Origin of the sequence: Microbispora bryophytorum (assembly GCF_043197435.1) — a bacterium.
In the GTDB taxonomy this organism is placed as follows: Bacteria; Actinomycetota; Actinomycetes; order Streptosporangiales; family Streptosporangiaceae; genus Microbispora; species Microbispora bryophytorum.
In genome coordinates, this window is record NZ_JBICTF010000002.1 from 435352 (window position 1) to 451200 (window position 15849).

Consider the following 15849-nt stretch of genomic DNA (forward strand, 5'->3'; position numbering starts at 1 on the left):
TGGTCTCCCCCTTCGAAAGCTCCTTGCGCGTCCATGGAACCTCCGCCGGCTTGCCGTGCTCCTGCAGCCGGCTTGTCGCCGGGTCGCAGTCCGCACGGGGTGCATGATGGACGGATGCTCGCCGACGTCGTCGACCACCTCATCTGCCCGGCCTGCCGTACGGCAATCCACCTGGCCGAGGGGTCGGTCAGGTGTGGGCGTGGCCACTCCTTCGACGTGGCGCGGCAGGGGTATGTGAACATGCTCACCCGTCCGGCCGGCACGGCCGACACGCCCGCCATGGTGGCCGCGCGGGCCCGCTTCCTTGAGGCGGGCCACTACGCCCCGCTGGCCCGCCGCCTCGCCCGGATGTGCGAGGGCGCCGCCGTGGTCGCCGACGCCGGCGCGGGCACCGGCTACTACCTGGCCGCGGCGCTCGGCGACGACGCGGTGGGCATCGCGATCGACGTGTCCAAGCACGCGCTGAAACGGGCCGCCCGCGCGCACCCCCGCGTCGGCGCCCTGGTGGCGGACGTGTGGCGGCCGATCCCCGTCGGCGACGACCGCGTGGACGTGCTGCTCAACGTCTTCGCGCCGCGCAACGCGGAGGAGTTCGCCCGGATGCTGCGGCCCGGCGGCTCCCTGGTCGTCGTCACGCCCGGCCCCGGCCACCTGAGCCCGCTCGTCGAGCGTCTCGGCCTGCTGAGCGTGGACGAGGACAAGGACCGCCGCCTGGACGACACGCTGGGCGGCCGGTTCGCCCGCACCGCGGAGGAGACCGAGGAGATCACGCTCTCCCTCGGCCACGACGAGGTCGAGGCGGTGGTCGGCATGGGCCCGAGCGCCTGGCACACGCGGCCCGAGGACCTGGCCGCGAAGATCGCCGCGCTGCCCGCCCCCATGCCGGTGACCGCGTCCTTCCACATCACCCGCTGGACGGCGCTGTCCTGACCAGGCGAGCCCGGCCCCCGACGACCTGACCACACGGCGCGGATCACAGGGCGGATCACAGGGCGGATCACAGGCGCGGATCACAGGCGCGGATCACAGGCGCGGATCACAGGCGCGGGATCGCCACACCCCTGGTCCGGAGCGCGGGAGTGATCGCCGCGACCGCCCCCAGCAGGAAGCAGATCGCGATCACCGAGACGACCGGAAGCCACGGCACGTCGAAGGCGAACAACCCGGCCAGGCGCAGCAGGGCCGCCTCCAGCCCCAGCAGGCCGAGCGCCGTGGCCGCGAATCCCAGCACGACTCCGACCGCCACCACCGCCAGCGCCTCCGCCACGACGTATCGCAGCACCTGCGCCCGCGTCGCGCCCAGCAGCCGCAGGCCGCCCCGCTCCGCCGCCCGGTCGGAGGCCGCCATCAGCAGCGTGTTGACCAGCGCGATCACGGTGTAGCAGAGCATGATCCCCAGCACGGCCAGCAGCCCGAGCCGGCTGGCCGAGGCCTGCCGGTCGCCGGACTCCCGCACCCACTCGGCCCTGCTCACCGCGCGGGCGTTGTGGCCGCGTACGGCATCCTCCAGCGCGGCCCGTACGGCCGGGGCCGCGGCATCGGGACGTGGCGTCACGTACGCGACGGAGGGCAGGGCGGAGAAGGCGTGGGCGGGTGTGACGTAGGCGTCGGCGGGCGAATCGTCCCCGAGCACGCCGGTCACCGTCAGCGTGACCGGGCTGCCGTCGGCTTGCCACATGCGCACCCGCTGCCCCACGCTCAGCTCCCAGGTTCGGGAGACGACGATCGTGTCGTCGCGCAGCCCGGCCGTCGATCCGGCGACCAGCGGGACCGACAGCGCCGTGGACAGCGTGCCCGGCTCGACGGCCTGGGCGGGCCTGCGGATGAGCTGGGTGTCGCCTTCGAGGGTGTAGACGCTGGTCGCGGTCTCGGTGGCGACGTCCACGCCGGGGATCGCCCGCAGCCGCTGGACGAGCTGCCGGTCCAGTCCGGCGTCCCCGTCGGGGAGCACCAGGTAGTCGGCGCGCACCGGCCGGGTCTGCAGCGCCGACTTCGCGGCGTCGGTCATCGCGGCCCCGCCCAGCAGCGAGGCCGCCAGCGCCACGGTGACCAGGACGGGCGCTGCAGTGGCGGCGGTCCGCCTGGCCGAGGCCGCCGTCCCGCCCGCGACCACGACGCCGCCGGCGCCGCGCAGCCGCTCCAGCGGCGCGACGAGCAGGCGGGTGACGGGCCGCACGAAGACCGGCGCGAGCAGGCCCAGCGCGGCGATGAGCAGCATGACGATCGGCATGAAGGTCTTGTTGTTCGTGGCCGACCCTGGATCGCCGACGGCGTTCACCGCCATGCTGACCACCGCCGTGCCCAGCAGACCCAGCCCGGCGATCCACCGGCCCCAGGTCATCGCACGGGGTTCCACCGCCGCCTCGCGCAGCGCCTCCGCGGGCCGCACCCGCCCGGCCCGCCGCGCGGCCACGGTCACGCCGGTCACGGCGACCAGGACTCCGGTGCCGAAGGCCACCCAGGCGGGCACGGACGACCGCGACGGCGTCAGCCACTCCGGCGCCATCCCGAGCGCGGCCAGCCGGTCGAGGATCGGCCGGGTGGCCAGCGGGCCGAGGACCGCGCCGACCGCGGAGGCGGCCACCGCGACGAGGGCCGCCTCGCCGTACATCATCCGCCTGACCTGGCCCGCGGTCGCGCCGATGGCCCGCAGCAGGGCGAACTCGCGCCGCCGCTGCCCCACCGCGAACGCGAACGTGGACGAGACCACGAAAATCGCGATGAAGGCGGCGAACCCGGCGGCGATGCCGACGATCGTGTCGGCGTTGTTGCGCGCCCGCTCGTCGGCCTCCCGGGACGGATCGGCCAGCGCCCGGTCCTGCCCGGTCAGCACCTGGGCCGCCCCCGCCACCGCCTTCGTCACCTCGGCGGCGGGTTGCCACAGCGCGAGCGCGTCCACGCGTGGCGACAGCCGGGCGGCGCGCGCGTCGGCGAAGAACACGGTGGGCTGCGGCCCCGCCGTCGTGACGCCCACCACCCGATACGTCTCGATCCCGGTCGCGGTCACCACGGGCACCCGCGTGCCGACCAGCGCCCGCGCCCCGGCGGACGCGCGCCGCCGCTCGGGCCGGGTCCCGGAACTGATCGCGATCTCGCCGTCCGCCGAGGGCGCGTGGCCCGCCACGAGCGTCTGCGGGGCCGTACGGGCGGCCGACCAGGGCCTGCCCACCGCCGCCGGCCCGTCCGAGAGCCGGGCGGCGAAGATCCGGTCCACCACCGCGCCGGGGAAGCGGGCGACCAGGTCGTCCCCGAGGCCGCGCGGCTCGGCCAGGGGCGCGCTGCTGCCGCCCCGCCAGGTGTCCACGGTGAGCCTCTCGTCGGGCACGACCACGACGGGCGCGGCGGCGTATCGCTGCGGCCCCCGTGGCGGCGACGTGACGCTGGAGGCCAGCACCTGGCCGAGCGCGGCGATCAACGCGGCGCCCAGCGCCAGCGCGGCGAAGGTGCCCGCGAAAGAGATCCAGCGCGTACGCAGCGTGGACCAGGCGATCCTCAGCACGACGCCTCCAGCTGCAGCATCCGGGTGGCGACCAGTTCTGCGGTGGGCTCGTGCAGCTCGCCGAACACGCGGCCGTCGGCCAGGAACACGACCCGGCCGGCGTACGAGGCCGCCACGGGGTCGTGGGTGACCATGACGATGGTCTGGGCCTGCCGGTCCACCAGGGTGCGCAGCAGGCGCAGCACGTCGCGGCTGGTGTTGGCGTCGAGGGCGCCGGTCGGCTCGTCGGCGAAGAGCACGGCGGGGCGGGTGACCAGCGCCCGCGCGATGGCCACCCGCTGCTGCTCCCCGCCCGACATCTCGGCGGGCCGGTGCCCGGCGCGCTCGGCCAGGCCCACGGCGCCCAGGCTCTGCCGCACCAGCTCCCGGTCGGGGCGCCGCCCGGCGAGCCGCAGCGGCAGGCCCACGTTCTGCTCCGCGGTGAGCGAGGGCAGCAGGTTGAACGACTGGAACACGAAGCCGATCCGGTCTCTGCGCAGCAGCGTCAGCTTCCGGTCGCCGAGTGCGGCCAGGTCGCGGCCATCCACGACCACCCGGCCCGTGCTGGGCCGGTCCAGCCCGGCCGCGCACTGCAGCAGCGTCGACTTGCCCGACCCCGAGGGCCCCATCACTGCGGTGAACGTGCCGGCGCCGAAGCCGATCGTGACGTCGTCCAGCGCCGTGACGCCGTGTGCGTAGTGTTTGGTGACCCCGAGGAGATCGACCGCTTGCGTGTTGTTCACCCTGAGAACGCTAGGAATGCCGATGTCCGAGGGGTATCGGACACATGACCGGTGCTGTCACCGGAAGGGCCCCCGGCGCATCGCCCCGGGACGCCGGGCCGGGCGGAGCGATCAGGGGCACTAGGATTCCGGCGTGCTGTGGGGGCGTGCGACCGATCATGCGCTGATCGACGGCCTGCTCGACCGGGCGCGTGCCGGACGCTCCGGCGTGCTCGTGGTCGGGGGCGATCCGGGCATCGGCAAGACGTCGCTGCTGGCATACGCGGCGGAGTGCGCCCAGGACATGCGCGTGCTGCGCGGCGTGGGCATCGAGACCGAGGCGGAGATCCCGTTCGCCTCGCTCCACCTGCTGCTCGGGCATGGGCTCGACCGGCTGGACGCGTTGCCCGAGCCGCAGGCGGCCGCCCTGCGCGGCGCCTTCGGCCTGGCCCCGGTGACCAACCGGCTCCTGGTGGGCCTGGCCGTGCTGTCGCTGCTGGCCGAGCTGGCCGAGGGCGGGCCGCTGCTGTGCCTGATCGACGACGCGCAGTGGCTCGACCAGGAGTCGGCGCAGGCGCTGCGGTTCGCGGCCCACCGGCTGCACGCCGAGGGCATCGTCATGATCTTCGCCGCGCGCGACGGCTTCGACCCCTCGGGCCTGCCCGTGCACCGGCTGTCGGGCATCGACGCCGGCAGCGCCGCCTCGCTGCTCGCCCACGCGGCCCCCGGGCTCGCCCCCGGCACGCGCGACCGCGTCATCGAGGAGAGCTGCGGCAACCCGCTCGCCCTGCTCGAACTCCCGCGCACGGACCTGCCCGCCTACGACCGGAGCCCGCTGCCGCTGCCCGCCCGCATCCAGCAGGCGTACGAGGCCCGCATCGCCGAACTTCCCCCGGACGCCCAGAAGGCGCTGCTGGTCACCGCGCTGACCGACGGCGGCGACCCGGACGTGATCGTACGGGCGGGCCGGGAGCTGGGGATCGCGCCCACCGCGCTGGGCGTGGCCGAGAAGTCCGGCCTGGTCACGATCGACGGGGGGCGGGTGACCTTCACCCACCCCCTCATGCGCGCGGCGGCGTTCCGGCACGGCACCTACGATCTGCGGCTGGAGATCCACGCGATCCTGGCGCGGCTGCTCGATCATCAGCCGGACCGGCGAGCCTGGCACCTGGCCGCCGCCGCCACCGGCCCCGACGAGACGGCGGCGCGGGCGCTGGAGCAGGCCGCACGGCGCGCCCGGGAACGCGATGGCAACGCCGGGGCCTGCGCAGCGCTCGAACGGGCCGCCGAGCTCACCGAGGACCACGCGCTCAAGGCGGGGCGGCTGGCCGAAGCCGCCGTCGCCGCCGCCGACGCGGGCCAGGCCCGCCGAGCCAGGGAGTTGGTCGAGGACGCCGCCGCGCTGGTGGACGACCCCCGTTCCCGCGCGCGGCTGTGCGACCTGCGCGCCAGGATCGCGTTCGACGAGGGCGCCCCCCACCTGGCCCACGATCTGCTCTTGGCGGGCGCGGAGGAGCTGACCGCGCTCACGAGCGCGGAGGGCCCCGGCGGGCAGGCGCGGCAGGACCTGATCGCGGCCGGACTCATGCTGATCGACGCCGCGCGCAACGCCTGGCAGCTCAGCGACCCGGCCAGGGTCGCCGAGGCGGCCGAACACCTCCACAGGCTCGGCCTGCGTCCGGAGGACGGCCTCGATCCCGCCGTCCAGGCGGTGACCGGCGCGGCGGCGCTGCTGCAGCGGGGGCCGGCGGAGGGGCTCCCCATCATGCGCGGCATGGTCGCCAGGGGCGGCGGGATCGCCTCCGGCGCGCACACGTTCCGGATCAACGCGGCCTTCGTCGCCCCGCTCGTCGGTGACTTCAGGACGGGACACGACATCTCCGCCGCCATGGCCGCGGAGTGCCGGGCCGCCGGTGACATCGGCAAACTCCCCCTGGTCCACGTCACTCTCGCCGCCGCCGAGCTGTATCTGGGCAGGTTCCGGGACGCCGAGGCCACCGCGACCGAGGGTCTGCGGCTCACCTCCGGCACGGGGCAGCGCAACCGGGCGGGCTACCTGGAGGGCACGCTGGCGTGGCTGGCGGCCGTGCGGGGAGAGGCGGACCGATGCGCCGAGCTCGCGGCCCGCTCGCGCGACCGCTTCGACGCCAACCACATCGTCAACGGCCTGGCGTGGGCCGAGTGGGCGCTGGCCCTGCTCGACCTGGGCCAGGGCCGGTTCGCCGAGGCTCTGGACCGGCTCGACACCGCCATGACCGGCCCGGTGCGCCACCAGATCCAGGCCGTCTACTTCGCCCCCGACCAGATCGAGGCGGCCGTACGGCTCGGGCTGCCCGCGCGTGAGCCGCTGCGCCGGTTCGAGGAGTGGGCGACGGCCTCGGGACAGGACTGGGCGCTGGCCGTCCTGCACCGCTGCCGCGCCCTGCTCGAAACCGACTGGGAGCGGGCGCACGAGGACTTCGGCGCCGCCGTACGGCTCCACGCCGGCAGCGGCCGTCCCTGGGAGGCGGCCCGCACCAGGCTCGCCTTCGGGGAGCGCCTGCGCAGAGAGCGCGACAAGGGCAGCGCCCGGCCGCACCTGCGGGCCGCGTGGGAGACCTTCGAGCGGCTGGGCGCCCGCCCATGGGCCGAGCGCGCCCGCACCGAGCTGCGCGCCACCGGCGACACCAGCTCCCCGGCCGCGCCTGCTGAAGTGCTGTCCGCGCTGTCCCCGCAGGAGTTGCAGATCGTGCGGCTGGCCGCCAAGGGCCTGACCAACCGGGAGATCGGCGCGCAGTTGTTCCTCAGCCCGAAGACCGTCAGCTACCACCTCTATCGGGCGTTTCCGAAGCTCAACGTGGCCAGCCGCGCCCAGCTCGCCGGCCTGGACCTGTCCTGACCGGTCCGCCGCCCGAACTCACGGCCCGACATCGCCCATTTGTGAGGCATTGTCGCGAGTGGCGAGACATACTGAACCCGACCCCGTAGGAGCGCAGGGGAGGGCCGGCATGAAGGCCGAGGAACGCTGGCAGGCCAGGTTCCGGGCACCGCGGGTGACCCTACCCACGTGGGCACGCCAGGCGCCGCAGCGTGCCGTCTACCGCGGCAACGCCTCCGGCTTCTGGGAGATCTATGCCTGGGACCGGGCGAGCGGCCAGACCCGCCAGGTCACTGACCGCCCCCGCGGCACCCGGTACGGCGCGATCGACCCCACCGGCCAGTGGATCTGGTGGTTCGGCGACGCCCACGGCGACACTCACGGCGACGCCCGAAGCGACACGGACGGCGACGGGCACGACGACGGGCACGACGACGGGCACGGCGTGTGGTCGCGCCAGCCGTTCCACGGCGGCCCGGACGTGCCCCTGGCCATGCCGCCCGGCCACCCCTGCGGGCTCGCGCTCTCCTCGGACGGCGCCGCGGCCGTCGGCCGCTCCTCCCGGGACGGCTTCGAGATCCTGCTGGCCAGGCCCGGGAACGAGCCGGTCACGCTGTATCGCCACCACGAGTACGCCGCGGTCGCGGACATGTCGCTCGACGGATCGCTCATCGCCGTTCACCACAGCGAGCACGGCGACGTCCTGCACCCGGCCATACGGGTCATCAGGGCGAACGGCGCGACGGTCGCCGAGCTGGACGACGGACCGGGCAGGGGCCTGACCGGCGGCAGGTTCGCCCCCGTCCCCGGCGACCGGCGCCTGCTCCTCCTGCACGAGCGCCGGGGCCGCCGCGAACCGCTCGTCTGGGACCCGGTGACCGGCGAGCAGCGGGAGATCTGGCTGCCTATGCGCGGCGAGATCTCCGCGGACTGGTACGACGACGGCCGGGCGCTGCTCATCATCCACAACCAGCGGGGACGCACGGAGCTGCTCCGCTACGACCTCGCCGGGGGCGGCCTCACCCCGATCGAGAGCCCGCACGGGGTGATCGAGGCGGCCGCGCCGCGCCCCGACGGCACCGTCGAATACGCCTGGTCCAGCGCCGCCCACCCGCCGGTCGTCAAGTCGAGCAACGGCCACGTGGTCTTCAGCCCCGGGCGCACACCGCCGCCGTCCGTGCCGCTTGAGGACATCGACGTGGAGGGCCCCGGCGGGCGCATCCACGCCCTCGTCTCCCGGCCGGAGCGGGTGGCCGCGCCGTACCCGACCGTGTTCCTCCTGCGCAGCGTGCTGCCGGGGTTCGGCGGCCTGGGCGGCCAGGACGACGACTCGTTCCGGCCGCAGGTCGCCGCGTGGGTCGACAGCGGTTTCGCGGTGATCAGGGTGAACCACCGCGGCTCGTCCGGCTACGGCTCGGCCTGGCGCGACGCCCTGCGCGGCGAGGTCGGCCACATCGAGCTGGCCGACGTGACGGCGGTGCGCGAGTGGGCGGTGGAGCGCGGCATCGCCGACCCCGACCGCCTGGTGCTCGCCGGCACGGCGTGGGGCGGTTACCTGACCCTGCTGGCACTCGGCACCCAGCCGAAGGCGTGGACGGCGGGCATCGCCGCCGTGCCCATCGCCGACCACGCGGCGGCGTACGAGGACGAGGCCGAGTGCCTGCGCGCGGCGCACCGGGCGCTGCTGGGCGGCTCACCGGCCGAGGTGCCCGAACGGTACGCCGCGTCCTCCCCGATCACCTACGCCGACATGGTGGAGGCCCCGCTGCTGATTCTCATGGGGGCGAACGACCCGCGCTGCCCGGCACGGCAGGTGGAGCACTACGTGCGGGCCCTGGCCGACCACGGCAGGGAGGCGTCCGTCTACCGGTACGACACCGGACCGGGCACGCCGAGAGTGGAGGAGCGCGTGCACCAGATGACCGCGTCCATCGACTTCGCCGTCCGCGCCCTGTCCGCCCGCGAGCAGCCGTCGGCTCAGTGACGACCCGCGAGCACGGCTCGGTGATGACCTACGAGCAGGCCCTCGCACGATGTCGCCGACGAGATCAGGCCCAGGACTAGGGGGCGCGCAGGACGAGGATGGCCAGGTCGTCGGCGCTCGGCTCGGGCGCGAAGTCCTGCACGGCGCGGCGGATGCGCTCGGCCACCGCGCGGGCGGACAGGTCGATGCACTCCGCCAGCAGCTTGGCCAGGCCGCCGTCGTCGTCGAGCAGCCGGCCGCCGGACCGCCGCTCGGTCACCCCGTCGGTCACGCCCAGCAGCACGTCGCCCGGGGTGAGCCGCAGGTTGTCCTCCTGGAACTTGGCCTCGGGGAATACCCCGAGCAGCGACTGCGGCGAGGCGACGACCTCGACGACGCCGTTCGGCCGCAGCCGCAGGGCCTCGGGATGCCCGGCCGAGACGAGGCGGATGTCGAGTCCTTCCGGAGTGACCGTGATCTGGCCGTGCAGCAGCGTCAGGAAGCGGGCGCGCTCCCCCTCCTCCAGGATGGCCTGATTGAGCCGGCCCACGACGGCGGCCACGCCGTACCCCTCGCGGGCGAGCAGGCGGAGCGTGTGACGGGCCAGCCCGGTGACCGCGGCGGCCTCGGGCCCGGTGCCGCAGACGTCGCCGATCGCGAAGCGCCAGACGCCCTCCGCGATCGGGAACAGGTCGTAGAAGTCGCCGCCGACCTCGTTGTTCTCCCCGGCCGGCTCGTAGATGACATGGAAGTCGAGCCCGGGGGTCGTGGGCTCGTCGGGGGGCAGGAGGCTGCGCTGCAGCGCCCTGTTGGCCGCCGCCTGCTGCGCGTACAACCGGGCGTTGTCGAGCGCGAGCGCCGCACGCCGGCTGAGGTCCTCGGCGATCTGCATGGCCTCGTCGGGAAAGCGGTCGCGCCGGCCCAGGCACATCACGCCGAGCCGCCGCCCCCGGGCGGTCAGCGGGTAGGCCAGCGCCTGCCATTCGCTCATCGGCAGCACGGCGGGGGCGTCGTCCGCCGGCAGCGCGATCTCCTCCAGCTCGTCGCGCATGACGTCGATCTGGGTCTCGTCAGCGTGCCAGAGATAGGCGGGCCGCAGCTCGCCCAGCCCGTCCTGGTCGGTGTAGACGGCACACCAGCTCGCCAGGCGCGGCACCACGATCTGCGCGATGATCGCCGGGACCATGTCCGGGTTGAGCGTGCCCGCGAGCAGATCGCTCGCGTCCGCGAGGAAGCCCAGCCAGCCCGGGCCGTGTGCGGCCTCAAGCAGCCATTCGTCGCTCTGCACCGGCTCCCCGCCCGGAAGTTCCAGGCGGGCCCAGCGGGTGCGCAACGACGAGGTGAACGTGACGCCCCACGCGACGGCGTCGGCCGGCGGCCCGAAGTCCTGGCCGTCCGTCTTCTCCCGCACCTCCACCTGGATGGACTCGCCGTGGTGGAGCCACACGACCTCGAAGGGCGCGCCGACCGACTCCGCGACCAGTTCTCGTACCAGACGCTCGGCCTCGGGGTACACGGACATGGCGGCCCACGCCGTCATCACCTCGCGCGTGAACCGCTTCACTTCGGGCACAGCCGTCTCACTTGGCGTGAAGGACGCCGCCAGGACGGCTCGGGGACTAGTTGACACCACCATTGTGCTTACCACACTCCCGGCCGACCTTGGGTCAAGCAAGGGGGCCCCGCACCCCACGGAACGTGACAGACTGGCATGGAGTCCGCGGCTTGACAGGCCGTACGAAGCCCTACGCCTTGGTCGCGTCAGCCCCGTCGGGGTAAAGGAGGCTAAATGTCGCCCGCCAACGCCGAGCTGGCCGGGACCGAACGGGTCTACCGCGAATCCGATCTCGTTCCCTTCCTTGAGACGCTTATCACATGGCGTGACGGCGACTTCCGCCGCCGCGTCTCCCACGCCCCGCCGGGAGTCCTCAGCGAGATCCGGCTGCTGCTCAACGAGGTCGCGGACCGGCGCGAACACCTGGCCAACGAGCTGGCCCGGGTGCGACGCGAGATCGTCAAGGAGGGCCGTTTCACCGAACGGCTGAGCCCCGGGCCGGGCGTCGGCGCGTGGGCGGAGAGCGTGGGCTCGGTCAACGACCTCATCGACGCCATTGTGACGCCGGTCAGCGGCGCCGCCGACGTGATCGACGCGGTCGCCAAGGGCGACCTGTCCCGCCGGATCGACGTGGACCGCGCGGCCCGGGGCGAGGTACGCCGCCTGGGCAAGGCCATCAACGGCATGGTCGACCAGCTCTCGCTGTTCACCTCGGAGGTGACGCGGGTCACCCGCGACCTCGGCACCGAGGGCAAGCTGGGCGGCCGGGCCAACCTGCGCGGCATGTCGGGAAGCTGGCGCGACCTCACCGAGGCCGTCAACACGATGTCCGACCGCGTCTCGGCGCAGGTCCGCGACATCGCCGAGGTGACGACCGGCGTCGCGCGGGGCGACCTGAGCCGCAAGGTCACCGTCGACGCGGTCGGCGAGATGCTCGAGCTCAAGCACACCGTCAACACGATGGTCGACCAGCTATCGGCGTTCGCCGAGGAGGTCACCCGGGTGGCCCGCGAAGTGGGCACCGAGGGCAAGCTGGGCGGCCAGGCGCAGGTGCGCGGGGTGTCGGGCGTCTGGAAGGACCTCACCGACAACGTCAACTTCATGGCCAACAACCTGACCTCCCAGGTGCGGCAGATCGCCGTCGTCTCCACCGCCGTGGCCAAGGGCGATCTGTCCCGGAAGATCACCGTGGACGCCCAGGGCGAGATCCTGGAGCTCAAGGAGACCCTCAACACGATGGTCGACCAGCTCTCGGCGTTCGCCGACGAGGTCACCCGTGTCGCCCGCGAAGTGGGCACCGAGGGCAAGCTGGGCGGCCGCGCCGAGGTGAAGGGCGTGTCGGGCGTCTGGAAGGACCTCACCGACAACGTCAACTCGATGGCCAACAACCTGACCTACCAGGTGCGCAACATCGCCCAGGTCACCACCGCCGTCGCCAACGGCGACTTCACCCGCAAGATCGACGTCGACGCCCAGGGCGAGATGCTCGAACTCAAGAGCACCATGAACACGATGGTCGACCAGCTGTCGTCCTTCGCCTCCGAGGTGACCCGCGTCGCCCGCGAGGTCGGCACCGAGGGCCGGCTGGGCGGCCAGGCGCAGGTGCGCGGCGTGTCCGGCATCTGGAAGGACCTCACCGACAACGTCAACTTCATGGCCAACAACCTGACGTCGCAGATCCGTCAGATCGCCGTCGTCTCCACCGCCGTGGCGCAGGGCAACCTGTCCAAGAAGATCACCGTGGACGCCCAGGGCGAGATCCTGGAGCTCAAGGACACGATGAACACGATGGTGGACCAGTTGTCCGCCTTCGCCGACGAGGTGACCCGCGTCGCCCGCGAGGTCGGCACCGAGGGCCGGCTGGGCGGCCAGGCGCGCGTCCCAGGCGTGTCGGGCGTCTGGAAGGACCTCACCGACAACGTCAACTCGATGGCCAACAACTTCACCTACCAGGTGCGCAACATCGCCCAGGTCACCACCGCCGTCGCCAACGGCGATCTGACCCGCAAGATCGACGTCGACGCCCAGGGCGAGATCCTCCAGCTCAAGAGCACCATGAACACCATGGTCGACCAGCTGTCGTCCTTCGCCTCCGAGGTGACCCGCGTCGCCCGCGAGGTCGGCTCGGAGGGCCAGCTCGGCGGCCAGGCCCGCGTCGAGGGCGTCGAGGGCACCTGGAAGCGGCTCACCGAGAGCGTGAACGAACTGGCCGGCAACCTGACCACCCAGGTGCGCGCCATCGCCGAGGTGACCAGCGCCGTCGCCAGGGGCGACCTCACCCGGTCGATCACCGTGGAGGCTCCGGGCGAGCTGGCCCAGCTCAAGGACAACATCAACACGATGGTCGCCACCCTGCGCCAGACGACCAAGACCAACCAGGAGCAGGACTGGCTCAAGTCCAACCTGGCCCGGATCTCGCGCCTGATGCAGGGCCACCGCGACCTGATCGAGGTCGCTCGGCTGATCATGAGCGAGCTCACCCCGCTCGTCTCGGCCAGCCACGGCGCCTGCTACCTGTACAACGACGGCCGGCTCAACCTCATCGCCGGCTACGGCATCCAGCCGGGATCGGCCCCCAAGCCGCGCTTCGAGCTGGGCGAGGGGATCATCGGCCAGTCCGCGCTGGAGGCCAAGCAGGTCATCCTGGAGGGCGTGCCGGTCGACTCGATCACGGTCGAGACCGGGCTCAGCCGGTCGAACCCGGCGCAGATCGTCGTACTGCCGATCCTCTTCGAGAACAAGGTGCTCGGCGTCCTGGAGATGGCCTCGTTCAGGCAGTTCAGCGAGGTGCACCTGGCGTTCCTCACCCAGCTCGTCGAGACCATCGGCGTCACGATCAACACGATCATGGCCAACTCCCGGACCGAGGACCTGCTCACCGAGTCGCAGCGGCTCGCGATCGAGCTGCAGGAGCGCTCCGACGAGCTCCAGCGCCAGCAGGAGGAGCTGCGGCGGTCCAACGCCGAGCTGGAGGACAAGGCGGCGCTGCTGGCCAAGCAGAACCGTGCCATCGAGATCCAGAACTTCCAGATCGAGCAGGCCCGACGGACGCTGGAGGAGCGGGCCGAGCAGCTGGCGGTGTCCTCGCGCTACAAGTCCGAGTTCCTGGCGAACATGTCCCACGAGCTGCGCACCCCGCTGAACAGCCTGCTCGTGCTCGCCAAGCTGCTGACGGAGAACACCGAGGGCAACCTGACCTCGCAGCAGGTCGAGTTCGCCCGGACGATCCACGACGCCGGCTCCGCGCTGCTGCAGCTCATCAACGACATCCTCGACCTGTCCAAGGTCGAGGCGGGCCGCATGGACATCCACCCGCAGGCGATGTCGCTGTCCGCGCTGGTCGACTACATGGAGGCCACCTTCGCGCCGCTCGCGCAGGACAAGGGCCTGTCGTTCACCGTTCAGGTCGACCCCTCCGTGCCCAACGACCTGCGCAGCGACGAGCAGCGGCTGCAGCAGGTGCTGCGCAACCTGCTGTCCAACGCGGTGAAGTTCACCCACGAGGGCGAGGTCAGGCTGGAAGTCACCCACGCGCCCGCCAACGTGCCGTACGTTGACGAGAAACTGCAGGGATCGCAGGAGGACATGCTGGCCTTCAAGGTCGTCGACACCGGCATCGGCATCGCGCCGGACAAGCTCGAAGTGATCTTCGAGCAGTTCCGCCAGGCCGACGGCACGACCAGCCGCAAATACGGCGGCACCGGCCTCGGCCTGTCGATCTGCCGGGAGATCGCCCGTCTCCTCGGCGGCGAGATCCACGTCCAGAGCGCTCCCGGAGAGGGCAGCACCTTCACGCTGTACCTGCCCCCGAGCTACTCGGGGCCGCTCGCCGCACCCGACGGCGGCGCGATCGCCACGCCCGTGGAGCCGGACAGCCGCGTCGACGTGGTGCCCGACCTGCACATCAAGGACATCCTCCCGGAGATCCCTCTCCCGACCGATCTGCCGGTCCCCCAGTACACGCCGCTGGTGGACGGCCACGACTGGCAGGGGGACGACCCGCTGTCCGGGGCCAAGATCCTCATCGTGGACGACGACATCCGCAACGTCTTCGCGCTGACCAGCGTGCTGGAGCGGCACGGCTCGACCGTCGTGTACGCCGAGAACGGCCGCGAGGGCATCGAGCAGCTCGAACGCAACGAGGACGTGGCGCTCGTGCTGATGGACATCATGATGCCCGAGATGGACGGCTGGGCCACGACCTCGGCGATCCGCACGATGCCGCAGTTCGCCGACCTGCCGATCATCGCGCTGACGGCGAAGGTCATGCGGGGAGACCGCGAGAAGAGCATCGCGTCGGGCGCCTCCGACTACGTGCCCAAGCCCGTCGACGTCGACCGGCTGCTCGAACGGTTGCGTGGATGGCTCATGCGCGGCCGCAACGGGGGAACAGAACGAACGAGGGGCGTGCTGTCCCCAGAGGCCCGAGACTCCCAGGAGGCATGATCGATGCCTGACCGCGCCAGGGTCCTGCTGGTCGACGACCGCGAAGAGAACCTGATCGCCCTGGAGGCGATCCTCAGCTCCCTGGACGTGCTGCCCGTGCGGGCCCGGTCCGGAGAGGAGGCGCTGAAGGCCCTCCTGGCGACCGACTTCGCGCTGATCCTGCTCGACGTGCGCATGCCGGGCATGGACGGCTTCGAGACCGCCGCGCACATCAAGCGGAGAGAGCGCACCAGGAACATCCCGATCATCTTCCTGACCGTGGTCGACAGCGCCCCCGACTACGCCTTCCGCGGGTACGCCGCCGGAGCCGTGGACTACCTCACCAAACCGTTCGACCCCTGGGTGCTGCGCGCCAAGGTCGCCGTGTTCGTGGAGCTCTACACGATGAACCGGCGGCTCGCCGAGCAGGCGGCGCTGCTGCGCGAACGCCTGTCGAACGAGCTTCCGGGCGGCGGCGACCACACTTCCGTACTGGCCGAACTGTCCAGCCGCGTCACCGCCGTCGAGGACGAGCTGCGGCGGGTGCGGGACCTGGCGGACAAGTCCGGTGACACGCCCCTGAAGGGTGCCGTCGCCGAGCTGGGCGAGCGCGTCTCCCACCTTCGGGCCGGCTTCGACGCCCTGGGCTGACATCGCGTACGCGCCCCGTTCAGCAAGGCCGGGGGACGGGGCGCCTTCGCCTTCGCCTTCGCCTTCGCCTTCGCCTTCGCCTTCGCCTTCGCCTTCGCCTGGGTCAGGGTAAGCGTGGGCGTGGCGGCACGCCCACGCCGCTCTCCCTCGGCATGCCCGCTCTGCTCTTCCCCGGCACACCCGCTCCGCTCTTCCCCC

At 72.7% G+C, this 15849-nt stretch carries 8 protein-coding genes; 5 read left to right on the forward strand and 3 right to left on the reverse strand.

The annotated features are described in order from the left end of the window. The first annotated feature begins 114 nt into the window (after positions 1-114). Positions 115-930, forward strand: a complete 816-nt coding sequence (locus tag ACGFIB_RS06975; RefSeq protein ID WP_357241652.1) for a putative RNA methyltransferase — start codon at positions 115-117, stop codon at positions 928-930. A 106-nt stretch (positions 931-1036) separates the two neighbouring features. Here the strand turns inward: ACGFIB_RS06975 and ACGFIB_RS06980 are convergent, their stop codons facing one another. Continuing rightward, a complete protein-coding gene (locus tag ACGFIB_RS06980) occupies positions 1037-3499 on the reverse strand; it encodes an FtsX-like permease family protein (protein WP_393369165.1) in 2463 nt (820 codons plus the stop codon). Next, positions 3493-4221: an ABC transporter ATP-binding protein gene (locus tag ACGFIB_RS06985; protein WP_357258692.1), complete on the reverse strand. Its 729-nt coding sequence runs from the start codon at positions 4219-4221 to the stop codon at positions 3493-3495. The genes ACGFIB_RS06980 and ACGFIB_RS06985 overlap by 7 nt, the downstream gene beginning before the upstream one ends. A 133-nt stretch (positions 4222-4354) precedes the next feature. Here ACGFIB_RS06985 and ACGFIB_RS06990 point away from each other — a divergent pair, with 133 nt between their 5' ends. Further along, on the forward strand, positions 4355-7078 hold the full coding sequence (locus tag ACGFIB_RS06990; RefSeq protein WP_393369168.1) for a LuxR C-terminal-related transcriptional regulator: 2724 nt from the start codon (positions 4355-4357) through the stop codon (positions 7076-7078). A 109-nt stretch (positions 7079-7187) separates the two neighbouring features. Further along, entirely contained in the window at positions 7188-9041 is a 1854-nt protein-coding gene (locus ACGFIB_RS06995) for a S9 family peptidase (RefSeq protein ID WP_393369171.1), read from the forward strand. A gap of 76 nt (positions 9042-9117) precedes the next feature. Here ACGFIB_RS06995 and ACGFIB_RS07000 read toward each other — a convergent pair whose 3' ends face one another. Next, the gene (locus ACGFIB_RS07000; RefSeq protein WP_393369174.1) at positions 9118-10593 is read right to left on the reverse strand and encodes a PP2C family protein-serine/threonine phosphatase; all 1476 of its coding nucleotides are present in this window, start codon (positions 10591-10593) and stop codon (positions 9118-9120) included. A 216-nt stretch (positions 10594-10809) separates the two neighbouring features. Here ACGFIB_RS07000 and ACGFIB_RS07005 point away from each other — a divergent pair, with 216 nt between their 5' ends. Both ACGFIB_RS07005 and ACGFIB_RS07010 read left to right on the forward strand, forming a co-directional pair. Then, positions 10810-15021, forward strand: a complete 4212-nt coding sequence (locus ACGFIB_RS07005; protein ID WP_393369177.1) for a HAMP domain-containing protein — start codon at positions 10810-10812, stop codon at positions 15019-15021. Positions 15022-15024: 3 nt separating this feature from the next. Continuing rightward, positions 15025-15651 carry a response regulator gene (locus ACGFIB_RS07010; RefSeq protein WP_142567769.1) on the forward strand — a complete coding sequence of 209 codons (627 nt, stop codon included), beginning with the start codon at positions 15025-15027 and terminating at the stop codon, positions 15649-15651. Positions 15652-15849 lie beyond the last annotated feature (198 nt).